Source organism: Deinococcus actinosclerus (assembly GCF_001507665.1).
In the GTDB taxonomy this organism is placed as follows: Bacteria; Deinococcota; Deinococci; order Deinococcales; family Deinococcaceae; genus Deinococcus; species Deinococcus actinosclerus.
In genome coordinates this window covers 341877-363356 of record NZ_CP013910.1, presented here as the reverse complement: position 1 = coordinate 363356, position 21480 = coordinate 341877, and the positions used below count along the sequence as shown (strand labels likewise).

20 protein-coding genes are annotated in these 21480 nt (G+C 69.7%); 9 read left to right on the top strand and 11 right to left on the bottom strand.

Translation table 11 applies throughout. From position 1 onward, the window contains the following. The first annotated feature begins 87 nt into the window (after window positions 1-87). From AUC44_RS01760 to AUC44_RS01740, 5 genes are all read left to right on the top strand, one after another. Entirely contained in the window at window positions 88-2040 is a 1953-nt protein-coding gene (locus AUC44_RS01760; protein ID WP_062157124.1) for an APC family permease, read from the top strand. Window positions 2041-2225: 185 nt separating this feature from the next. Then, a complete protein-coding gene (dnaK, locus tag AUC44_RS01755; RefSeq protein WP_062157123.1) occupies window positions 2226-4112 on the top strand; it encodes a molecular chaperone DnaK in 1887 nt (628 codons plus the stop codon). Between the two features lie 227 nt (window positions 4113-4339). Continuing rightward, window positions 4340-4996, top strand: a complete 657-nt coding sequence (locus AUC44_RS01750) for a nucleotide exchange factor GrpE (protein ID WP_417926360.1) — start codon at window positions 4340-4342, stop codon at window positions 4994-4996. A 13-nt stretch (window positions 4997-5009) separates the two neighbouring features. Continuing rightward, on the top strand, window positions 5010-5783 hold the full coding sequence (locus AUC44_RS01745) for a VF530 family DNA-binding protein (RefSeq protein WP_082688904.1): 774 nt from the start codon (window positions 5010-5012) through the stop codon (window positions 5781-5783). Window positions 5784-5809: 26 nt separating this feature from the next. Continuing rightward, window positions 5810-6709 (top strand): DnaJ C-terminal domain-containing protein, encoded by a 900-nt coding sequence (locus tag AUC44_RS01740; protein WP_062157122.1) that lies wholly within the window; start codon window positions 5810-5812, stop codon window positions 6707-6709. 54 nt (window positions 6710-6763) lie between these two features. Here AUC44_RS01740 and AUC44_RS01735 read toward each other — a convergent pair whose 3' ends face one another. From AUC44_RS01735 to fba, 5 genes are all read right to left on the bottom strand, one after another. After that, complete coding sequence (locus AUC44_RS01735; protein WP_062157121.1) at window positions 6764-7732, bottom strand: oxidoreductase; 969 nt, start codon at window positions 7730-7732, stop codon at window positions 6764-6766. Window positions 7733-7848: 116 nt separating this feature from the next. Next, complete coding sequence (locus AUC44_RS01730) at window positions 7849-8265, bottom strand: CBS domain-containing protein (RefSeq protein ID WP_062157120.1); 417 nt, start codon at window positions 8263-8265, stop codon at window positions 7849-7851. 124 nt (window positions 8266-8389) lie between these two features. Then, window positions 8390-10909, bottom strand: a complete 2520-nt coding sequence (locus AUC44_RS01725) for a S8 family peptidase (RefSeq protein WP_062159624.1) — start codon at window positions 10907-10909, stop codon at window positions 8390-8392. A 165-nt stretch (window positions 10910-11074) separates the two neighbouring features. Next, entirely contained in the window at window positions 11075-11800 is a 726-nt protein-coding gene (locus AUC44_RS01720; RefSeq protein WP_062157119.1) for a hypothetical protein, read from the bottom strand. Between the two features lie 135 nt (window positions 11801-11935). Next, a complete protein-coding gene (gene fba / locus AUC44_RS01715; RefSeq protein WP_062157118.1) occupies window positions 11936-12853 on the bottom strand; it encodes a class II fructose-1,6-bisphosphate aldolase in 918 nt (305 codons plus the stop codon). A 111-nt stretch (window positions 12854-12964) separates the two neighbouring features. Between fba and AUC44_RS01710 the strand changes: the two genes are divergently transcribed. The 4 genes from AUC44_RS01710 to AUC44_RS01695 all read left to right on the top strand — a co-directional run bounded on the left by AUC44_RS01710 (window position 12965) and on the right by AUC44_RS01695 (window position 16398). Further along, window positions 12965-14191 carry an aminotransferase-like domain-containing protein gene (locus AUC44_RS01710; protein ID WP_062157117.1) on the top strand — a complete coding sequence of 409 codons (1227 nt, stop codon included), beginning with the start codon at window positions 12965-12967 and terminating at the stop codon, window positions 14189-14191. Window positions 14192-14212: 21 nt separating this feature from the next. Next, window positions 14213-15058 carry a glutamate racemase gene (gene murI / locus AUC44_RS01705; protein ID WP_062157116.1) on the top strand — a complete coding sequence of 282 codons (846 nt, stop codon included), beginning with the start codon at window positions 14213-14215 and terminating at the stop codon, window positions 15056-15058. Continuing rightward, window positions 15055-15786: a ribonuclease PH gene (gene rph, locus AUC44_RS01700; RefSeq protein ID WP_046844006.1), complete on the top strand. Its 732-nt coding sequence runs from the start codon at window positions 15055-15057 to the stop codon at window positions 15784-15786. Before murI ends, rph begins: the two co-directional genes overlap by 4 nt. Before the next feature lie 255 nt (window positions 15787-16041). Beyond that, window positions 16042-16398, top strand: a complete 357-nt coding sequence (locus AUC44_RS01695; protein WP_046844005.1) for a DoxX family protein — start codon at window positions 16042-16044, stop codon at window positions 16396-16398. A 70-nt stretch (window positions 16399-16468) separates the two neighbouring features. Here the strand turns inward: AUC44_RS01695 and AUC44_RS01690 are convergent, their stop codons facing one another. The 6 genes from AUC44_RS01690 to AUC44_RS01665 all read right to left on the bottom strand — a co-directional run bounded on the left by AUC44_RS01690 (window position 16469) and on the right by AUC44_RS01665 (window position 21323). Continuing rightward, window positions 16469-17404, bottom strand: a complete 936-nt coding sequence (locus AUC44_RS01690; RefSeq protein WP_046844004.1) for a magnesium transporter CorA family protein — start codon at window positions 17402-17404, stop codon at window positions 16469-16471. A 276-nt stretch (window positions 17405-17680) separates the two neighbouring features. Beyond that, entirely contained in the window at window positions 17681-17917 is a 237-nt protein-coding gene (locus AUC44_RS01685) for a ferredoxin (RefSeq protein WP_062157115.1), read from the bottom strand. 109 nt (window positions 17918-18026) lie between these two features. Continuing rightward, window positions 18027-18815 carry an NTP transferase domain-containing protein gene (locus tag AUC44_RS01680; RefSeq protein WP_062157114.1) on the bottom strand — a complete coding sequence of 263 codons (789 nt, stop codon included), beginning with the start codon at window positions 18813-18815 and terminating at the stop codon, window positions 18027-18029. A gap of 36 nt (window positions 18816-18851) precedes the next feature. After that, complete coding sequence (locus AUC44_RS01675) at window positions 18852-20234, bottom strand: sensor histidine kinase (RefSeq protein WP_062157113.1); 1383 nt, start codon at window positions 20232-20234, stop codon at window positions 18852-18854. 19 nt (window positions 20235-20253) lie between these two features. Further along, window positions 20254-20916, bottom strand: coding sequence for a response regulator transcription factor (locus AUC44_RS01670; protein ID WP_062157112.1), 663 nt, complete (start codon window positions 20914-20916; stop codon window positions 20254-20256). Between the two features lie 44 nt (window positions 20917-20960). Beyond that, complete coding sequence (locus AUC44_RS01665; RefSeq protein ID WP_062157111.1) at window positions 20961-21323, bottom strand: DUF1232 domain-containing protein; 363 nt, start codon at window positions 21321-21323, stop codon at window positions 20961-20963. Window positions 21324-21480 lie beyond the last annotated feature (157 nt).

Here is a 21480-nt window from a genome sequence, read left to right as displayed (position 1 = left end):
ACTCATCCCCTCTTGCGGCTGTCTTCCCCATACCGTGAGACCCGACACCTTTCTTTCTGGCGCTGAAAGGCGGATACTCCGCGAGTCATGCCCTCCTCGCCGTTGAGGCCCCTGTCACAGAAAGTCTCCCGCTGGGTGCTCCAGCAGGAGGATCACCCGCAGCAGGAGGGCTTCTACGAGGCCGAGGGTGAGGTGGAGGCGCACGAGCGCAAGCACCCCTGGTGGAAGGTGATGTGCCTGACCGGGGTGGACTACTTCAGCACCCTGGGCTACCAGCCGGGCATCGCGGCGCTGGCCGCCGGGGCGGTGTCGCCCTTCGCGACGCTGGTGCTCGTGCTCGTGACGCTGTTCGGGGCGCTGCCGATGTACCGCCGGGTGGCGGAGGACAGCCCGCACGGGGACGGGTCGATCAGCATGCTTGAGCGGCTGCTGTCGTATTGGCCCAGCAAGTTCCTGGTGCTGTCGCTGATCGGGTTCGTGGCGACCGGCTTCATCATCACGATCACACTGTCGGCGGCGGACGCCTCGGCGCACATGATCGAGAACCCGTTCCTGAAGACGGCGCTGGAGGGGCATCAGGTGGGCGTGACGCTGCTGCTGCTGCTGCTGCTGGGCGCGGTGTTCCTCAAGGGCTTCAAGGAGGCCATCGGGATCGCGGTGGTGCTCGTCGTGGCGTACCTGTGCCTGAGCGCCGTGGTGATCGGCAAGGGCGCGCAGGTGATCCTGAGCCAGCCGGAGCTGGTGCAGGCGTGGCTGGGCACGCTGAACGTGGGCTTCGGCTCGCCGCTGGCGCTGATCGGCGCGGCGCTGCTGGTCTTCCCGAAGCTGGCGCTGGGCCTGTCGGGTTTCGAGACGGGCGTGGTCGTCATGCCGCTGATCGAGGGGGACAAGGGCGACACCGAGGAGACACCCACCGGGCGCATCCGCAACGGCAAGCGGCTGCTGACCACGGCGGCGCTGCTGATGAGCGCGTTCCTGATCACGAGCAGTCTGGTGACCACCCTGCTCATCCCGGCGGCGGCGTTCCAGCCGGGCGGCGAGGCGAACGGGCGCGCGCTGGCGTTCCTGGCGCACGAGTACCTGGGCGAGTGGTTCGGCACCGCGTACGACGTGAGCACCATCCTGATCCTGTGGTTCGCGGGGGCCAGCGCCATGGCGGGGCTGCTGAACATCGTGCCGCGCTACCTGCCGCGTTACGGCATGGCGCCCGAGTGGACGCGGCTGCACCGCCCGCTGGTGCTGATCTACCTGCTGATCGCGTTCGTGGTGACGGCGGCCTTCCGCGCGAACGTGGACGCGCAGGCGGCGGCGTACGCGACCGGGGTGCTGGCGATGATGACCTCGGCGGCGGTGGCGGTGTGCCTGACGGCCGTGCGGCGCCGCCAGCCGCGCGTGGCCTGGGCGTTCGGGGTGATCAGCGCCATCTTCGTGTACACGAGCGCCGTGACGATCTTCAGCAACCCGCAGGGCCTGCTGATCGCGCTGCTGTTCATCGTGCTGATCCTCACGGTGGGCGTCAGTTCGCGCGTGTCGCGGTCATTCGAGCTGCGGGTCAGTCAGGTGCAGTTCGACGAGGCGGCCATCGAGGTACTGAAGACCCACCCGATCCGGCCGCTGCGCTTCGTGTCGCACCATCCGGGCCGGGCGTCCGAGGCCGAGTACAGCAAGCAGGAGCTGCGGGTGCGGCAGATGGTGCACCTCCCGGAGGACGAGCCGTTCCTGTTCCTGGAGGTGGAGGTGGACGACGCGAGCGAGTTCACGGACGTGGTGGAGGTCACGGGCCTGCGCGTGGGGCCGTACTCGGTGCTGAAGGCGCGCGGGTCGAGCATCCCGAACACGATCGCGGCCGTGATGCTGACGCTGCGCAAGAAGGGCGCGCCGCCGCAGGTGTACATGCGCTGGACCGAGGAGAGCCCCCTGCAGCTGGCGCTGGATTTCGTGATCGGGGGGCGCGGGGACGTGCCGCCGCTGACCCGCGAGATCCTGCGCCGCGCCGAACCGGACCGTGACCGGCGGCCCATCGTGCACGTGGGGGGGTAAGGGTCAACTCCGGTCGAAGGTTTTTGCAAACCCTTCAACCGGAGTCCGTATGACCTTGAGACAATCTTAGACTTGAGCGTATAGCACTCAAGTCTATTGACACCCAGCAACTGTGGGCCTATGCTGTATGGCGATCAGAACTGCTGCCCGCGCGGCAGCAAATCCCCATCCCCACAGGAGTCAACATGCCCAAAGCAGTCGGAATTGACCTCGGTACCACCAACTCTGTGATCTCCGTCATGGAAGGCGGCCGCCCCGAAGTGATCGTGAACGCCGAAGGCGCCCGCACCACCCCCAGCGTCGTCGCGTACAAGGGCGACGAGCGCCTTGTCGGGCAGATCGCCCGCCGTCAGGCCGCCCTGAACCCCGCCGCCACGCTGTTCGAAGTCAAGCGCTTCATCGGCCGCCGCTGGGACGAAGTGAAGGAAGAAGCCGCCCGCAGCCCCTTCACCGTGAAAGAAGGCCCCGGCGGCAGCGTGCGCATCGAAGTGAACGGCCAGGACCTCGCCCCCGAGCAGGTCAGCGCCGAGGTGCTGCGCAAGCTCGTGAACGACGCCAGCGCCAAGCTGGGCGAGAAGATCCGCGACGTGGTCGTCACCGTCCCCGCGTACTTCGACAACAGCCAGCGCGAGGCCACCAAGCAGGCCGGTGAGATCGCGGGCCTGAACGTCCTGCGCGTCATCAACGAACCCACCGCCGCCGCGCTCGCCTACGGCCTGGAGCGCAAGGGCAACGAGACCGTGCTGGTCTTCGACCTGGGGGGCGGCACCTTCGACGTGACCATCCTCGAACTGGGCGACGGCGTGTTCGAAGTGAAGTCCACCAGCGGCGACACCCACCTGGGCGGCGCGGACTTCGACCAGCGCATCGTCGACTGGCTCGCCACCGAGTTCCAGAAGGACAACAGCTTCGACCTGCGCAAGGACAAGCAGGCCCTGCAGCGCCTGATTGAAGCGGCCGAGAAGGCCAAGATCGAACTGAGCAACGCGTCTGAAACCACCATCAGCCTGCCGTTCATCACCTTCGACCCCGAAACCCGCACCCCCATGCACCTCGAGCGCACCCTGAGCCGCGCGAAGTTCGAGGAACTCACGAGCGACCTGCTGCGCCGCGTGCGCAAGCCCGTCGAGCAGGCCCTCGCGGACGCCAAGCTGGACGCCAGCAAGATCGACGAAGTGATCCTGGTGGGCGGCAGCACCCGCATCCCCGCCGTGAAGCGCATCGTGCAGGACATCATCGGCAAGACCCCCAACGAGTCCGTGAACCCCGACGAGGCCGTCGCGCTCGGCGCCGCCGTGCAGGCCGGGATCATCCAGGGCGACTCCAGCCTGGGCGACATCGTCCTGGTGGACGTCACCCCGCTGACGCTGGGCGTGGAGGTCAAGGGCGGCATGATCGCCCCGATGATCACCCGCAACACCACGGTGCCCGCCAAGAAGACCGAGATCTACACCACCGCCGAGAACAACCAGCCCGGCGTGGAGATCAACGTCCTCCAGGGTGAACGCCCCATGGCGAACGACAACAAGTCCCTGGGCCGCTTCAAGCTGGAAGGCATCCCGCCCATGCGCGCCGGTCAGCCCCAGATCGAGGTGACCTTCGACATCGACGCCAACGGCATCCTGCACGTCACCGCCAAGGAGAAAACCAGCGGCAAGGAAGCCAGCATCCGCATCGAGAACACCACCACCCTCGACAAGGGCGACGTGGAACGCATGGTGCAGGAAGCCGAGCAGAACGCCGCCGCCGACAAGCAGCGCCGCGAGAAGGTCGAGAAGCGCAACAACCTCGACAGCCTGCGCGTCCAGGCCCTCGGCCAGATCGAGGAAAACGGCTCTGCTGCCCAGGATGCCAAGGACAAGCTCAAGGCCGCCGCCGACGAGGCCGAGGAAGCCGTCCGCAGCGACGACGACGCCCGCATCGACGCCGCGCAGAAGAAGCTGGAAGAGGAACTCCGCTCCTTCATGACCGCCGCGCAGGCGCAGGGTCAGGACGCCGGCGCCGCGCAGGGCCAGCCCCAGGCGAAAGCCGACGACGACGTGATCGACGCGGACTTCAAACCCGCCGAATAAGCGCGCGTCCTCCACGAACAGGCACATACTTCAGGGGAGAGGACGGCCAGCGCGCCGCCTCTCCCCTGCCCCACGAGCACGGCGCAGATTCCGTCTGTTCCGTGGACAGCCCGGAACAGCACCGATCTGCCCACTCCACGCCCGGAACCCGCATGACTCCTACTCGCATCCGCTCGGGCTGAGCGGTTCTTCGAACCTTCACCCGGAGTACGACTAAGCTGGAACGAATGTTCCGCAAGAGAGGCCCCAAGATGACCGACGACCAGCACAAACCCAGCAACGACCGCACCGACACCGCCGCGAAAACCGTCACGGAAGACGGCCTGGACATCCCCGACACCGAGGCCGACAACATGGCCGAGGACGCCGAGACCGCCTTCCCCGGCATGGACGGCCTGGACGAGGGCATGCTCGGGCAGGTGCAGGAGATGATGGCGAAACTGGAACGCGCCGACGAACTGGAAAAGGAGAACGCCGACCTGAGGGGCCGCCTGGCCCGACTGGCGACCGACTTCGACAGCTACCGCCGCCGCACCCAGGAGGACGTGAACGCCGCGCAGGGCCAGGGCGTGAGCAAGGCCGCCGAGGCGCTGATGCCCGTGTACGACGACATGGACCGCGCCGTGAGCATGGGCGCCGCCGACCCCGCCAAGCTGATCCCCGGCATGCAGGCCGTGCAGGGCAAGATCCTGGGCGTGTTCGCGGGCCTGGGTCTGGAGGCCACCGGCAAGGAAGGCGAAGCCTTCGACCCGCAGTGGCACGAGGCGCTGCAGGTCGTGCCCGGCGACGAGGACGACGTGATCGTGCAGGTGTACCAGCTGGGCTTCCGCATGGGCGACCGCCTCGTGCGCCCCGCGCGCGTCGTCGTGAGCAGGAAGGGTTGAGAGGTGACCGTTGATGGTTGACAGAGAAGACAAGACGGCGTCGGCTGAGGCCCCTGCGGCTCCATCAACCATCAACCGCTCACCATCCGCTGCCCCGCGCGATCCGCTGCACGGCGTGACGCTGGAGCGCGTCGTGACGCATCTTCAGGCCGAGTACGGCTGGGAGGAGCTGGCGCGGCGCATTCCGGTGAAGTGCTTTCAGAGCAATCCCAGCGTGACGAGCAGCCTGAAACTGCTGCGTAAGGAAGGCTGGGCGCGCGAGCAGGTGGAAGGCGAGTACGTGCGCCTCGTGCAGCGCGAGAACGCCAACCCGCTGATTGAGGCACTCAAGGCGGGCACCCTGACTGGCGAGGTGCAGGCGCCCAGCCAGACGAAGACGCACGAGGCGCTGGGCTGGGCGCTGCGGCACGGCGCGGCCGAATCAGACCTGCTGGCCCTGCTGGGCCGCGTGCACGACGTGAACTTCTGGCCGGGCACCTCGACGCTGCCGCTGCTGAACCTCGCCATCGACCGGGACGCGCCGCCCAGCTTCATCCGCGCGCTGCTCCAGGCGGGGGCGCTGCCCGAGGACCCGCGCTACTGGCTGCCGCTGCTCCACAGCGTGGATGTGGAAGGGCAGGCGTACAAAGAGGGTCGCCGCGCGCCGCGCACGGACGTGCTGGACCTGCTCGTGGCGCGCGGCGCGAAGCCGGGGCAGGCGGACCGGCGGGGCGTGACCGCCCGCGAGATCGCCCAGGCGTACGGGCTGCGAGTGGTGCTCAACCGCCTGGAACAGCTGGGCGCGTAAGGACGTAACAGGAGGGGGGGAAAGTCATGGCGTACAAGGACTACTACGACGTGCTGGGCGTGTCGCGCGGCGCGTCCGACGCGGACATCAAGAGCGCGTACCGCAAACTGGCCAAGCAGTACCACCCGGACAAGAACGCCGGGGACGAGAAGGCCGCCGAGAAGTTCAAGGAGATCGGCGAGGCCTACGCCGTCCTGAGCGACCCGGAGAAACGCAAGGTGTTCGACCAGTTCGGGCACACCGGGCAGGTGCCCCCCGGCTACCAGGGCGGCGGGTTCCAGGGCGGGGACTTCGCGGGGTTCGACGGCTCGCAGTTCAGTGACTTCTTCCAGGGGCTGTTCGGCGGGGCCGGGCGGCGCGGCGGCGCGGGCTTCCAGGGCGGCGCGCAGGTGAACCTGGAGGACCTGCTGGGCGGCCTGGGCGGCGCCGGGCAGGGCCGCCGCTTCGTGCAGAACGTGGAAGGCGAGTTGCAGGTCACGCTGGAGGAAGCCTTCAGCGGCTCGGATGAGGTCATCAACGTGGACGGCAAACGCCTGAGCCTGCGTGTCCCTGCCGGCACGCGCGACGGCGCGCGGCTGAGGCTGGCCGGGCAGGGCCCGGGCGGTGGGGACGTGCTGCTGACCATCCGCGTGCTGGAGGACGCCCGCTTCGATCTGGACGGGGACGACCTGACGACCAGCGTGGACGTGCCCGCCCCGGTCGCGGCGCTGGGCGGGGACGTGACCGTGCAGACCCTGAGTGGCCGGGGCAACCTGAGTGTCCCGCCCGGCAGCAGCGGCGGGCGGCGCATGCGCCTGCGCGGGCAGGGCTGGCCCAGACGCGACGGCACGCGCGGCGACCTGTACGTCCGCCTGAACGTCACGGTGCCTGCCACCCTGAGCGACGAGCAGAAGGAGCTGTACCGCAAACTGCGCGACCTCGGGTAAATCCACCAGCGAAACGCCTCCGCCGGTCTGGTCGGAGGCGTTTCTGTTGCGGCGTTACTTCCCGGTCTGGTCGATCATCTGCTCGCTGAGGGTCCATAGGCGGCGGGCGCTGTCCGCGTCGAGCGCGTGGGGTTTGTACCCGAACATCGGGTTGGGGCTGGCCTCGTCCAGCGGGGTGCTCTGCTGGAGGTCTTCCAGGAACAGCCCCCCCACGCCGTCCAACTCGGGGGCGGTGGCCGCCCAGACGCTGGTACTGGCGCCCTGCGCGGGGGTCTTGAAGGCGGGGTTGGGCACGCCGTTCTCGTCCACCCAGCCCCGGCGCTGCGCCTCTCCTTCGGGCATGTGCTTCTGCAGCCCGGTCATGATCCCGCCGGGATGCACGGCGTTCGCGGTGACGCCCTGATCGGCGTAGCGGCGGTTGAGTTCGGCGGCGAACAGGGCGTTGGCGGTCTTGCTCTGCCCGTACGCCTGCCAGGGGTCGTAGGGGGTCGCCCGGAAGTTCGGGTCGTCCCAGCGGATGTCGCTGATGCGGTGGCCGCTGCTGCTCAGGGACACGACCCGGGCGGGCGCGGCGGCCAGCAGCGCGGGCATCAGCAGCCGCGTGAGCTGGAAGTGCCCCAGGTGGTTCGTGCCGAACTGCGTTTCGAAGCCGTCGGCGGTCTGGCCTTGCGGGGTGGCCATGACGCCCGCGTTGTTGATGAGCATCTTGATCTGTGGCGCGAGCGCGAGGATCTCGCTGGCCGCCTGCCGGACCGACGCGAGCGACCCGAGGTCCAGGTGCAGCACGTGCACGTCGCTGTTGCCGGTGGCCTGGGCGAGGTCACGGGCGACCTCCTCGCCGCGCGCGGTGTCACGGACGGGCATGATCACGCGCGCCCCGGCGCTCAGCAGGGCGCGGACCGTCTCGACGCCCAGCCCGGAGGCCGCGCCGGTCACGACGGCGGTCTGGCCGGTGAGGTCGGTGTCCTTCAGGACGTCGGTGGCGTCGGCGCGGGGGGCCAGTGGGCTCTTGATCGGAGTCATGAGGACACCGTAGTCCTTCAAGTGCGCTCGAAGTCAACGCCGGGGGCACAGGATGGAGAAACGCTCAAGAGGGGGCAACCCAGGGGGAAGCCAGGCCGCCCCCTCTCCTCGCCAGTTCAGATGGTGGGCTGGCTGATGCCCTGGAGGGCCTGTTCATCGGCGCCGCCGCTGGCGCGTGTGGCGAGATCCGCGAGGCTCACGATCCCGACCACCCTGTCACCGTCCGTGACGGGCAGGCGGCGCAGCTGGCGGTCCGCCATGGCCTTCGCGGCGTCCTGCACGCTGGTGTCCGCGTTCATCGTGAACACGCTGCCGGTGGCGTAGTCGGTCGCGGCGCTGCCCAGGTCGTGCCCGTACGCCACGGCGCGGATCACGATGTCCCGGTCGGTGATGATGCCGCTGAGCTGGTCGCCGTCCATGATGAGCACGTTGCCGATGTCCTGCTCGCGCATCAAGGTGGCGACCTCCTTCAGGGTGGCGCGGGGATCGGTGGTGGTCAGGTCGGTGGTCATGATGTCGCGCAGGGTGGTCATGCCCTGACCGTACCCCCCGCCCGTCCGGGCTGCGTGGGAGCTTGCCCAAGCCGGGCGGAGAGAATCTTGAGGCAACGAACAGGGCCGCCCACGCAGGTGCTCAGGCGGCCCGAAAGGGGTGCGGTTACTTCATCAGCCAGTCGAAGGCGGTCTTCATCAGGAGGTTGCGGCTGTTGGGCGTCAGGCCTTCCATGCCGAAGCCCATGGTGACGGTGCGGTACTTCCCGGCGTCGTTGGCGACGATCGCCCCGGCGTTCTCACCGGCCGACTGGGCGCTCACCCGAGGGCGGTTCTGCGCGGACTGGGTGTTGCCGCCCAGGATCTGCCCCAGGACCGTGTTCAGGACGTTCGCGGCGAGCTGCTCGACCAGTCCGCGCGGATCCTTGACCTTCTGCGCGGCGCGGGTCTTGTTCGGGTCGACGCGGATGCTCTGCGCGGTGATGGTGCCGGCCGTGGCGTCCGCCGTGCCCCACGAGGCGACCACACTGCTGCCGCCCTGGTCGGCGATCACGTCGGGGTAGTACTGGTTGCCGGCGCTGCCCTGGGCGTTCAGGGTGAAGGCGGTGCTGCCGAACGCGCCGCGCGTCACGAATTTCGTCTGCCCGCTGCTGTCCGCCACGAAGCGGGTCTTCAGGGTGCCGGTGTAGAAGGCGCTGGTGCCGATGTCGTAGCCGATGTCCTGCCCGGTGATCAGCAGGTTCCCGCCGCCCGCCACGTACTGCTGCAGGGTGTTCTGATCGGCGGCCGTGATGGTGTTCTGGTACTGCTCACCGGTCGCCCACACCACGATGTCCGCGCGCTTGAGTTCGCTCAGCGGCACCTGCCCCTGGGTCTGGGTGTTCCACACGAACGCCCCGCCGCTGGCGGCGTTCGCCTTGATGGCGTCGCGCAGCGCGGCCGTCACGTCGGCGCCCTGGCCCATATCGTCGTCCACGAGCATGACGGTGGGTTTCTTGCCGGTGCTGGGCGCGGGCGTGGGGGTCGGGGTCGGCGTGGGCGTCGGGGTGCTGCCGGGGCGGTCCTTGATGAAGCAGCCCTTGCGCAGGCCCGGGGCGGGGTCACGGCCCCACTCGGACACGGTGCAGTTGAAGCCGTCCGTCCCGACGCCCGTGAGGTACTTCCCGGCGGTACCAAACGCCGCGTCCTTCTGGCCGCTGAAGTTGCACTTGCTGCCTTCCAGCGCGCACAGCGTGTAGCCACTGGGGCCTGTGGGGGCCGGGTCAGGCGTCGGGGTGGGCGTGGGAGTCGGCGTAGGCGTGGGGGTCGGGGTAGGCGTCGGCGTAGGAGTGGGGGTCGGCGTCGGGGTGGGCGTGGAGCCGCCGGCATTCACGCCCAGCTTGCCCAGCGCGCCGGGCACGCTGATCAGACCGAAGCCCACGTTGTTGTTCTTGCTGCCCGCGTTGCTGGCGCTGGTGTACAGCGCATTCTTGATGCCGTCCACGCTGGTGCCGGGTTTCGCCGACAGCAGCAGGGCCACGGCGCCCGCCGCGATGGGACTGGCCTGCGAGGACCCGCTCAGCGCGCCGTACTGCCCGTTCGGGAACGAACTGGTGATCTCCACGCCGGGCGCGGCGATATCCGGCTTGGTGAACACGCCCTTGATGGTGCTGTTCCAGTTCACCGGGCCACGGCTGCTGAAGCTGGCCACCTGACCGTCCTGCCCCACGGCACCGACGCCGATCGCGTCGGGCAGGTTACCGGGACTGCCCGTGCTGGCGGATGCCGGACCGAAGTTGCCGATGGCGAACACCGGCACCACACCGGCCTTGAGCATGTTCTGCACAGGCACGATGAACTCGTCGAACGTGCCGGGAATGCCCAGGCTCATGTTCACGACGTCCGCGCCGTCGTCGGTGTCCGCGTTGTTGTCCGGGTCGAGCACGTACTGCATCCCGGCGATGACCTGCGCGAAGGTGCCCTCGTTGTTGGGCAGCACCAGCGCGCTGATGACCTTGGCGCTGGGGGCCACGCCCACGGTGTCGCCGACCAGCAGGCCGGCAGTGTGGGTGCCGTGGTTGGTGGTGTCGTGGGGCTGCGCGCCCGACACGCGGTCACCGTCCGCGTTGAATTCCGCGAACGCGGCCACCTTGCCGTTCAGCTGCGGGTGGCTGGCGTCGATGCCGCTGTCCAGGTGCCCGATCTTGATGCCCTGCCCCTTGAAGCCTGCGGCCCAGGCCTGCGGCGCGCCGATCTTCGCCAGGTGCCACGCCTCGCCGGGGGCGGCGGCGGCGGCGCTGAGCGCCACGGCCTTCTGCGGTTTGGGAATCTGCACCTTGAAGTTCTCAAACACCTCCGACACGAAGGGCAGCGCCGCCAGCGCGCGCGCCTGCACGGGGGTCATGGGCAGGTAGATGCTCTGGTCGAGCCACAGCTGCGTGACCTTGCCGGAGTTCAGGGCCTGCCGGATGAAGCCGGCGCTGGACCCGAGGACGTTCAGGCGGCTGTTGAGCTGGCCGCGCAGGTTCTTGAGCTGCGCGCGTCCCTGGGCGTCGTTGGGCAGCTGGAAGCGGACGATGACCCCCACCTGGGACTGATCACCTTTCTGGGCGCGTTGCAGCAGCGTCGGGGAGAGGCGCCCGGCACTGGCCTCGCTCAGGCCGCCCAGGGTCAGGGCCGCGCCGAGCATCAGGAGATTCCGTTTCATCATGAGGCCCAGCGTAGGGGGTGGCGCGTGACGGGCCCTGAACGGAACGTGAGGAGACCTTGACGTCTGATCAGGCGGGCATCAGGCCCTCTCACGCGCCGGTCACGGGTGTGCCAGCGGTGCTCCCGCGTGTGCCGGCGGCCGGCACCCCTCCGGACGCCACGGTCAGCGGCTGTACTCGACGATCAGTTCCCGCTCGAAGTCGTCGACCTTGCGGTCGATCATGCTCTTGCGGGTGTAGCTGAGCACCACGCGCCCGCTGGCCAGCTGCAACAGGTTCAGCGTGCCGCGCACGCCGTTGCCGATCTGCGCGTTGTTGCCGATCATGCGCCACTGGAAACCGCTGCGGACCAGCAGGCCCCGGTCCGGGTCGTCGTTGGCGGGCACCGCGACGGGGCGGGCCGTGAAGCCCTCCGGGCCGCGCATCTCACCGGTCTTCAGATCGATGCTGACGCCCTTGAGCACGCCGTTCATGTAGGCGCCGTCCCCGAAGGTCACCCGGCTCGCGTCACGCGTGACGTTCAGCCGGAAGGTCTTCCCGGTCGAGGCCAGGGTGTTCTGGAAGACGATGTAACGCTTGAAGTCCTCCTGCGAGATGTTCAGGCGCTTGTCGTACGTGGGCGCGATGCCCCGGGCCGCGCTCAGGGTGATCTGCCGCAGCACGTCCGGGTCACCGCCGGCACTGGCGACCTGCCACTCCAGTTCCAGTGTGGAGATGCTGGGGCGCCGCTCGAGCAGAGTGGCACTCTGACCGGCCAGCGGCAGCAGCGACGCGATGCGGGCCTGCCAGCCGGCGGGCAGCGCCGGGGGCGGGGTGGTCGCCGCGACGGCCGCGACGCTCAGGGCGCCCAGGGTGGCCGCAATCAATGGTGTGAACCCTGCCGCCTTCATTCCCTGTGAGAATAGAGCGGCAGGGTGAGAGTTTCCCGTTGTGACAGCGGCTGCACGTAAAGGCCGCGTCAGGTCCCGGTCAGCTGCCCGCAGGGCCCCGCAGGCAGCCCTGGGCCCGCAGGCGAGCGGTGAGGATCAGGCCTTGCCGACGCTGCCGAGCACGCGCATCTTGTGCTCGATGACCTGGCTCATGACGTCGCGGGCCGGGCCGAAGATCTTGCGGGGGTCGAATTCCTTGGGGTTGGCGGCCAGGGCCTCGCGGATGCCGACGGTGCTGGCCAGACGCAGGTCGGTGTCCACGTTCACCTTGGCGATCCCGAAGCCGGTGGCGCGCTGGAGGTCCTCGTCGGCGATCCCGGCGGCGTCACCGATCTCACCGCCGGCCTTGCGGAAGCGCTCGACGATCTCCTGCGGCACGCCGCTGGAGCCGTGCGCGACCAGGGGGATGCTGGTGAGGCTGGCGATCTTCTCGATGCGCGCGTGGTCGATGTAGGGGCGGCCCTTGCCCTTGAACGCGCCGTGGCTGGTGCCGATGGCGATGGCGAGGTAGTCGGTGCCGGTCTGCTCGATGAACTGCACGGCTTCCTCGGGGTCGGTCAGGAAGGCGTCCTTCTCGTCCACGACGATGTGCTCCTCGATGCCGCCCAGACGCCCGAGTTCGCTTTCCACGCTGATGCCCATGGCGTGCGCGGCTTCCACGACGCGGCGCGTTTCCTTGACGTTGTCCTCGAAGCCGTGGTGGGAGGCGTCGATCATGACGCTGGTGAAGCCCATCTTGATGGCCTTCAGCGCGCTCTCGTAGGAGCTGCCGTGGTCGAGGTGCAGCGCGACGGGCACGGTGGCCCGCGTGGCGAGGTCGATGACGATGTTGGCGAGGTCCTGGCCGCCGTACTTGATGGCCCCCTCGCTCATCTGCACCATGACGGGGCTGCGCAGCCGCTCGGCGGTGTGGATGATCGCCTGGGTGATCTCCATGTTGTTGGTGTTGAACGAGCCGACGCCGTAGTGGCCGGCGCGGGCGGGAATCAGGATGTCGTTACCGGTGACGAGCATGTGAATACCTCCTTGAGCGTCCCCCACTCTACCCGGAGTGACCCCGCTCACACTCGGGGGCCGTCCACATGACTGGGCCGCGCGGGGTAGACAGGGGACTACCATGCGGGCATGACCACCCCCTCCCCTGCCCCGCTGGCCTTCGATCTGGACGGCACGCTGTCGCGCCGCGCGCAGAGCATGACGGCCAGCGCCATCCGCGAGATCCTGAAGGTCACGCAGCAGCCGGACGTGATCAGTTTCGCCGGGGGGCTGCCCGCGCCGGAACTGTTCCCGCTGGACGAGGTGCGCGCCGCGAGCCAGCGCGTGCTGGACGTGTACGGCCCGGCGGCGCTGCAGTACTCGACGACCGAGGGGCACCCGCCGCTGCGCGAGTGGATCGGCGCGCAGGCGGGCATCCCGGCGCGGAACGTGCAGATCGTGACCGGCAGCCAGCAGGGCCTGGACCTGCTCGGCAAGGTCCTCATCGACGAGGGGGACGTGGTGCTCGTGGAAGCGCCCACCTACCTGGGCGCGCTGCAATCCTTCCAGCCGTACCTGCCCCGCTACGTGCAGGTGCCCACCGACGACGGCGGCATCGACGTGGACGCCCTGGAGGAGGTCCTGAAGACCACGCGCGCGAAGCTGCTGTACGCCGTGCCGAACTTCCAGAACCCCACCGGGCGTACCCTGAGCGCCGAGCGCCGCCGCCGCCTCGTGGAACTCACCGCGCAGCACGGCGTCCTGCTCATCGAGGACGACCCGTACGGGCAGCTGCGCTTCACTGGTGAGGCCGCGCCCAGCCTGTACAGCCTGGGCCTGGACCTGCACGGCGACGCGGACCGCAACCACGTCATCTATTCCAGTTCGTTTTCCAAGACGCTGGTGCCGGGCCTGCGCGACGCGTGGGTGCAGGCCGCCGCGCCGATCATCAATAAACTGATCCAGGCCAAGCAGGGCGCGGACCTGCACACCCCGACCTTCAACCAGATGATCATCGCCGAACTCGTGGACAGCGTGCTGCCCCGCCAGATCGAACGGGTGCGGCAGGCGTACGGCGAGCGCGCCCGCCTGATGCTGGAGCGCATCCACGCGGACTTCCCGGCCGGCGTGCAGACCACCACGCCCGAAGGCGGCATGTTCCTGTGGCTGACCCTCCCGCAGGGGGTGGACACCCAGGCGCTGCTGCCCCGCGCCGTGCAGCGCAAGGTCGCGTACGTGCCCGGCAGTCCCTTTTTTGCCCTGGGCGGCGGCGAAAACACCATGCGCCTCAGTTACAGCAACGCCACGCCCGAGCAGATCACGTGGGGCATCCGCGCGCTGGGCGACACGCTGCGCGAGGCTCTGGCCGGAGACTGAGCGTCCCGTATCATCAGCGCGATGAGTGACGCACCGCTTGGCGTGTTCGACAGTGGCGTGGGCGGCCTGAGTGTCCTGGGAGACCTGCGGCGGGCGCTGCCGGGCGAGGACCTGCTGTACCTGGCCGATACGGCGCACGTGCCGTACGGCGCGCGGCCGGACCAGGAAATCCGCGAGCTGACGGCGCGGGCGGTGTCGGCACTGCACGCGCGGGGTGTGAAGGGCGTGGTGGTGGCGTGCAACACCGCGTCGGCGTTCAGCCTGGGCGACCTGCGCTCACGCTTCGACATGCCGGTGATCGGGCTGGTCCCGGCGGTGAAACCGGCGGTCCTGGCGACCCGGTCGGGCGTGGTGGGGGTGCTGGCGACGCCGGGCACGATGCGCGGGACGCTGCTGGCGGACGTGATCCGCGAGTTCGCGGACCCGGCGGGCGTGCAGGTCCTGAAGGCCGTGAGTACCGAACTGGTCCCGCTGGTGGAGGCCGGGCAGGCGGACTCCGCGCGGGCGCGCGAGGTGCTGCGCGAGATCCTGGCGCCGGTCGCGCAGGCCGGGGGGGATCAGCTCGTGCTGGGCTGCACGCACTACCCGTTCCTGGCGGGCAGCATCCGCGCGGAATTCGGGGACACGTTCACGCTGCTGGACAGCGGCGCGGCGGTCGCGCGGCACACGCGGCGGGTGCTGGAGGAGCGCGACCTGCTGAGCGCGCGGACTTCGGGCGGGACCGAGGCGTTCCTCGTGACGGGCGACCCCGCGCGGGCCGCGCCGGTCGTCACGGACCTCCTGTCCCGTGCGCTGGGGGCCGCGAACGTGCAGAATGAGGGGGAAATTCACCGGGCTCCGCCCAGAATCGAGCGCATACAGACATGACCCAGCCCATCCGCGAAGGCCGCGACCTCCTCACGCCCCGTCCCGTCACCGTCAAGCGGGGCGTGAACCCGCACGCGCCCGGCAGCGCGCACCTGATCATGGGCCGCACCGAGATCCTCGCGACCGTGACCCTGGAAGAGAAGGCCGCGCCGCACATGCGCGGCAGCAAGGAAGGCTGGCTGACCGCCGAGTACTCCATGCTGCCCCGCGCGACCAACGACCGGCAGGCCCGCGAACGGAACCTGCAGAACGGCCGCCGTCACGAGATCCAGCGGCTGCTGGGCCGCGCGCTGCGCGCCGGGATGGACCTGCGTTACTTCCGCAACCAGACGCTGTACGTGGACTGCGACGTGCTGGTCGCGGACGGCGGGACGCGCGTGGCGAGCATCCTGGCCGGGCACGCGGCGCTGCATGACTTCTGTGACCGCCTGATCCAGAAGGGCCGCCTGACCGACTGGCCCATCTCGCGCAACATCGGGGCGGTCAGCGTGGGGCTGGTCGGCTCGGAGATCCGCGTGGACCTCGATTACGCCGAGGACAAGGTGGCCCGCGCGGACCTGAACGTGGTCGCCACGAGTGACGGCCTGATCGTCGAGGTGCAGGGCGGCGCGGAGGAGGGCGTGCTGACGCACGACGAGTACGTGGGCATGCTCGCCACCGGCACGCGCGCCGTGCAGGACATCATGGCCGACCTGACCCGGCAGCTGTCCGTCATCCAGGGCATGTAATACGGATTGCGTTTGTTTCATTGACAGATCGGAACACCACCGATCCGTCAACTTCACGTCCGGCACCCGTTTCTCTCCTTCTCGCTCTGCTGCGCAGCTCTGCGAGTCCGCTCGGACCCAGCGGCTTTGTCAGCCATTCAACCGGAGTCCGTATCAACCCCGCTCCACTTCACTGAAGGGTTGCCCAAGCGTGGGGGCGCACGAGGGCGGGGCGTGCCTGCGCTAGACTCCGGGACAGTTCAAGGAGGGCAAGGCATGAGTGTGACGAGATTCATCGGGCGGGCGCTGCTCGCGAGCATCTTCATCAAGAGCGGCCTGGATCACCTGCAGAACCCCGAACCCATCGTGCGCGCGGCGCGCGGCGCGGAGGTACCGGAACCCGAACTGGCCGTGAAGGTCAACAGCGGCGTGATGGTCGGCGCGGGCGCGCTGATGGCGGCGGGCCTGCTGTCCCGCCCGGCCAGCGTGGCCCTGGCCGCCAGCCTCATTCCCACCACCGTGATCGGTCATCCCTTCTGGGACAAGCAGGGCAAGGAGCGGCAGCAGCAGCAGACGCAGTTCCTGAAGAACCTCGCGCTGTTCGGCGCGCTCCTGATCGTCAGCAAGGAGTAGCGGGGTGAAAGGTGATGGTTGATAGATGGGGTGACCCTCTATCAACCATCACCTGTTCACCATCAACCTCCTACAGGACGCGCAGGCGGTAGAAGATGCCAGCCACCGCTACAGCGAGGGCTACAGCGAGGCCCAGCACGATCCAGATGCCTTCCGGGCTGTCGTGGAAGGGAATGGGGACGTTCATGCCGAACACGCTGGTCACCAGGGTCGGGATGGCCACGAGGATGGTCGTCACGGTCAGGACCTTCACGACCTGATTGACGTTGTTGCTGATCACGCTGGCGAAGGCGCCGGCCATGCTGGTCAGAATGTTGCTGGCGATGGACGCCATCTCGATGGCCTGGAGGTTCTCGATCAGGACGTCGTCGAGCAGGTCGCTGTCCTCCTCGTACATCTCGAAGATGCGGTCGCGTTTGACGCGTTCCATCATGGCCTCGTTCGCCTTCAGACCGGTCAGGAAGTACACGAGGCTCTTCTCGAGCTTCAGGAGGTTCAGCAGCTCGCGGTTCTGCTGGCTGTTCTCCAGCTTGTCCTCAATGGCGTCCACGCGCTTGTTGATCTGCCGCACGTCGATCAGGAACCGCTGGGCGTTGCGCAGGAACAGCTGCAGCGTCAGGCGGTTCTTCTTGACGGTGCTCACGCGGCGCACCAGGCCGCCCAGCACGTCCTTGATGACCGGGTTCTCCGGCAGGGCGCACACGGTCACGAGGCAGTGGTCGGTGTGCAGGATGCCCAGCGGGACGGTGTCGTAGGGGATGTCGCTGTCCTCGGCCAGCCGGTAGCTGGTCTGCATGATGATCAGCAGCTGCCCGTCTTCCCGCTCGAAGCGGGAGCGTTCGTCCGGGTCGAGCGGGTACGACAGGTAATCCAAGTCCAGGCCGGTTTCACGGGCGACGCGGGCGAGTTCTTCGGGGCTGGGGTCGGCGGCGTTGATCCAGCAGCCGTCGATGTAGCCGTCAATGGTGTTCAGTTTGCCGCCGACGCTGCGGTAATACGTCAGCATGCGCGGCCTTCATGGTGGGGCATGGGGCGACCTCCGGGGATGGGTGGGGCGTGGTCAGAGGTCGACTGGGCGGTTCGCCGTCCAGGGTATGGGGGTCTGGGGTCACGTCATCACCTCCTCGGGGGTCACGCGTCCATGTGGGGCGCGGCGGGACCCATGCTAGCCCCGCCGGGCGGGGCGCGGCAAGGGACACCGGGAGGCCCGCCCCCGGGGCAGCAGGCAACGCGCCTCCCGCACCCCGGATAACCGGGAGGGGAGGCGCGTTCAGGGGTGGATTCAGAGGCCGAAGTGGGCGCGGTTCTTCTCGATGAAGCTCTCCTCGCCGCCGGGGACGTCCTCTTCGGGGAAGATGGCGCTGACGGGGCAGGCGGGGACGCACGCGCCGCAGTCGATGCACTCGTCGGGGTGGATCAGGAACTGGTCGCCGCCGTCGTAGATGCATTCTACCGGGCAGACTTCCGTGCAGGCCTGGTCTTTGACGCCGATGCAGGGGCTAACGATCACGTGAGGCATGAGGGACAGTATGCACACCGGGCCCCGGGGGCGCAAGGGCGAAGCTGGACAGGATTTTCATCGTTCAGCGCGAGAAAACCGAGCGTTTACGTCAGGATTGGAACGCGGTTCAGTGACCGGCTGCGGTGCCGCGCAGCTGCGCCTCGGCCAGGGTGAGATCGGCGTCCTTGTCCACGTCGGTGCCCACGGCGGCGTGCGGGGTGATCAGCGCGCGCGCCTGGACGCCCAGCAGCCCGGAGACCTTCTCCTCCAGCCGCGGCACGCTCAGGCGGCCCGTGAGGAGGCGCAGCAGCACGTCCCAGCCGATCAGTCCGGCGAGTTTCAGGGGGGCCTTGCGGGCCGCCAGAACCTCGCGCAGGCGGGGCAGGAACTGCCCGATCAGGGCCGGGTCCAGCAGGAAGAGGTTTCCGCCGGTGAAGGTGCCGTCCTTCAGGCGGGCGTAGGTGCGTTTCACGCCGGGATACGCGGCCTCGCAGACCTCGCGCCGCACGACCGGGTAGACCAGTCCGGCGTCCAGCGGCGCGGCGTCCAGCACGTCCCGCACCTCCTGCGGGCGCAGCATGGGCACGTCGGCGGTGACGACCAGCACCCGATCGCCGGGGGCGAGGCCCAGGTCGCGCAGGGCCTCCACCCCGGCCTCGAGGTTGCTGAGCAGGGTGCCGTGGTCAGTCACGCGGATGTCGATCAGCGGGTCGAGGTCGGGGGTGGTGGGCCCCACGTACGCCACGCGGCCCACCCGGTCACTGCCGCGCAGGGCCCGCAGGACATGCAGGGCCATGGGCACGCCCCCCACGGGGATCAGGGGTTTGACGTTCACGCCGTGCGCGGCGGCAAACGGATCGCCGGGATCCCCGCCGCCCAGCACGACGGCACTCCAGCGCGGCACTGAACTGTTCATTGCCGCACAGCGTAGCAGACGCCCCCGGAGCGGGCCCTACCCCGGCAGATGCAGGGTGACGCGGAAGCCCGCGCCGGGCGCGCTCGCGATGTCCAGCGTGCCGCCGTGCAGCCCCGCCACGTGCCGCGCCAGCGCCAGCCCCAGCCCGTGCCCGCCCCCGCCGGACGCGTCCGCCGTGCGGCTGGCGTCCGGACGGTAGAACGCCTCGCCCAGGCGGGCCAGGGCGGCGGCGTCCACGCCGGGGCCGTCGTCCTGCACGGTCACGGCCGCGCCGCCCGGCTCGGCGCGCACCTGCACGAGGACCGTCGCGCCCGGCGCGTGCCGCACGGCGTTCGTGGTGAGGTTCCAGATCGCCTGTCCCAGCAGCACCCGGTCCCCGGGTACCGTGACGGCCTCCGCGCCGTCCAGGTCCACGTCGGCCAGCGGGTCGAGTTCCCGGGCGCGGTCCACCGCGTCGGCCGCGAGGTCCCGCAGTGGCACCGGGGTGCGCTGCACGGCTGCCGGGTCGCGCGCCAGCAGCAGCAGGTGGTTCGCCAGGGTGGACAGCCGGGTGATGTCCGTGCCGATCTCGCGCAGGTCGGCGCGGTAGCGCTCGGCGTCGCGGTCGCGGGCCAGGGTCCCCTCAACCCGCGCGGTCAGCGCCGCCAGCGGGGAGCGCAGGTCATGCGCGGCGGCCCGCAGGAAGCCCTGCTCACGGTCGCGGGCGTCCGCGAGGCGCGCGAAGCTCTGCTGCAACGTCAGCGCCAGCCGCGCCAGTTCGTCCCCTTCGCCCGCACCGGGCAGCGGGCGGCGCAGGTCCCCACCCTCGCCGATGGCGTGCGCGGCGCCCTCCAGCGCCCGCACGGGCCGCAGCAGCCGACCCGCCACCACCCAGCCCACCAGCAGGGACAGCAGCAGCGCCAGCGGCACCAGGGCCGTCAGCGCCCGGATGAACGCCTCGCGGGCTTCCCGCAGCGAGCGGGCGTCCACCGCCACCTGCAGGGCCACCTGGGGCCGCAGGGGCCGCACGAGGATCAGGTGCGTGCCGCTGTCCCGCAGTCCGGGGGTCAGGTCAGCGGGTACCCCGGACGGGAAGTTCGGCGTGCCCACCGCGATCAGCCGCCCCCCCTGCGGCGCGATCACCCGCAACTCCACGCCCCGGCGGTCCACGTCGTCCGCGATGCGTTCCAGATCCGACTGCGAGATGCTCACCGGCTGCGGCCCCAGCAGCGGGCCCAGCAGGTCGTCGTCCGGGCGGGGGCGCAACAGGGCCTCCACCCGGCCCTGCACCGCCCCGAGTACGCTGCCGACCCGCTGTTCCTGCGCCTGCCGCAGAAAGCCGTTCACCGACCAGTACAGGCCCGCCGCGACCAGCAGGACCGCCACGCCGGTCGCCAGCGCCGCCCACAGCGCCAGCCGCGCCCGCAGGGTCAGTCGCACGTCTGCACCCCCACGCCGCTCAGCGTTCCACGCGGTAGCCGCGCCCCCGCTCGGACGTGATCGCCTCCGGGGCCAGCTTGCGCCGCACGTACCGCACGTAGACGTCCACGATCCGCGCCTCGCCGTCGAATTCCGGCCCCCACACCCGGTCGATCAGGTCCTCACGGGTGAACCAGCGTTCCGGGGCCTGAGACAGCACCTCCAGCAGGGCGTACTCGCGGCCCGTGACGGCCACCTCCGCGCCGTCCCAGGTCACGGTGCGCGCCACGGTGTCCAGCGTGCCGCGCCCCCCGGCAAAGGTCACGCGCGGCGCGGACGTCCCCCGCTCCCGCCGCGCCAGCGCCCGCAGGGTGGCCAGCAGCTCCGGCACGGCGAACGGCTTGACCAGATACGCGTCCCCGCCCAGATCCAGGCCCTCCACACGGTCGGCCAGTTCTCCGCGCGCCGTCAGGAACAGGATCGCGGACTCCACGCCCTGCTCGCGCAGTTCACGCGCCACCTGAAAGCCGTCCATGCCGGGCAGCATCACGTCTAGGATCACCAGCGGGTACTCGCCCAGCGCGGCGGCCTCCAGCCCGGCCGGGCCGGTCTGCGCCCAGGTGACGGCGTACCCGGCCTCGCGCAGCGCCTCGGCAGTGGGCTGCGCGATACGGGCGTCGTCCTCCACGAGCAGCAGTCTCATGAACCTCAGTGTAAGCGGGGCGGTTAAGGGGTGGTTAGGCGCGCTCAGCCGCTCACGGCCTGCCACACCGCCCAGCCCAGCAGGCTGAGCAGGGTCAGGGCGCCCAGGACGGCGCCGGGAATCAGCCAGGGCAGGCGGCGCTGAACACTCAGGCTGCGGGTCTGCGCCTGCGCCAGCACGGGCGCGGGCAGGGTGCGGGCCGCCAGGGCCAGTAGGGTCGGCACGATCAGGATGTCGTCCGCCACGCCCAGGACGGGCGTCAGGTCGGGCAGCAGGTCCAGCGGCAGCAGCGCGTAGGCCAGGGCCAGCGCGGCCATGAGCTTTGCCCCGGCGGGCGTGCGCCGGTCGTTCAGGGCGAACAGCAGGGCCAGCGCGTCACGCCACACGGCCCGGACTCGGGTGATCACGGGGGCCAGTACGCACCCGGCGGCCCCCGGGTTCCGTGCTATGCTGCCAGGATCAGCTGCCCCAGGGCAGCTCTGGAGGATCAGCAGAACCCGGCTCGCCCCGCGCGAGCCCACGTGTACCGCGAGGACACGTTCACCAGACCCGGGAACCCGCACG

Bases quoted from the DNA above. Each gene is read 5' to 3' on its own strand.
- AUC44_RS01710 (WP_062157117.1), top strand. From the start codon at position 12,965: ATGACCACCCCCTCCCCTGCCCCGCTGGCCTTCGATCTGGACGGCACG.
- murI (WP_062157116.1), top strand. From the start codon at position 14,213: ATGAGTGACGCACCGCTTGGCGTGTTCGACAGTGGCGTGGGCGGCCTG.
- AUC44_RS01745 (WP_082688904.1), top strand. From the start codon at position 5,010: ATGGTTGACAGAGAAGACAAGACGGCGTCGGCTGAGGCCCCTGCGGCT.
- AUC44_RS01680 (WP_062157114.1), bottom strand. From the start codon at position 18,815: ATGAACAGTTCAGTGCCGCGCTGGAGTGCCGTCGTGCTGGGCGGCGGG.
- dnaK (WP_062157123.1), top strand. From the start codon at position 2,226: ATGCCCAAAGCAGTCGGAATTGACCTCGGTACCACCAACTCTGTGATC.
- AUC44_RS01725 (WP_062159624.1), bottom strand. From the start codon at position 10,909: ATGAAACGGAATCTCCTGATGCTCGGCGCGGCCCTGACCCTGGGCGGC.
- AUC44_RS01690 (WP_046844004.1), bottom strand. From the start codon at position 17,404: ATGCTGACGTATTACCGCAGCGTCGGCGGCAAACTGAACACCATTGAC.
- AUC44_RS01685 (WP_062157115.1), bottom strand. From the start codon at position 17,917: ATGCCTCACGTGATCGTTAGCCCCTGCATCGGCGTCAAAGACCAGGCC.
- fba (WP_062157118.1), bottom strand. From the start codon at position 12,853: ATGCTCGTCACCGGTAACGACATCCTGATTCCCGCCCGCGCCGGCCAC.
- AUC44_RS01735 (WP_062157121.1), bottom strand. From the start codon at position 7,732: ATGACTCCGATCAAGAGCCCACTGGCCCCCCGCGCCGACGCCACCGAC.
- AUC44_RS01720 (WP_062157119.1), bottom strand. From the start codon at position 11,800: ATGAAGGCGGCAGGGTTCACACCATTGATTGCGGCCACCCTGGGCGCC.
- AUC44_RS01730 (WP_062157120.1), bottom strand. From the start codon at position 8,265: ATGACCACCCTGCGCGACATCATGACCACCGACCTGACCACCACCGAT.
- AUC44_RS01670 (WP_062157112.1), bottom strand. From the start codon at position 20,916: ATGAGACTGCTGCTCGTGGAGGACGACGCCCGTATCGCGCAGCCCACT.
- AUC44_RS01740 (WP_062157122.1), top strand. From the start codon at position 5,810: ATGGCGTACAAGGACTACTACGACGTGCTGGGCGTGTCGCGCGGCGCG.
- AUC44_RS01760 (WP_062157124.1), top strand. From the start codon at position 88: ATGCCCTCCTCGCCGTTGAGGCCCCTGTCACAGAAAGTCTCCCGCTGG.
- rph (WP_046844006.1), top strand. From the start codon at position 15,055: ATGACCCAGCCCATCCGCGAAGGCCGCGACCTCCTCACGCCCCGTCCC.
- AUC44_RS01750 (WP_417926360.1), top strand. From the start codon at position 4,340: ATGTTCCGCAAGAGAGGCCCCAAGATGACCGACGACCAGCACAAACCC.
- AUC44_RS01695 (WP_046844005.1), top strand. From the start codon at position 16,042: ATGAGTGTGACGAGATTCATCGGGCGGGCGCTGCTCGCGAGCATCTTC.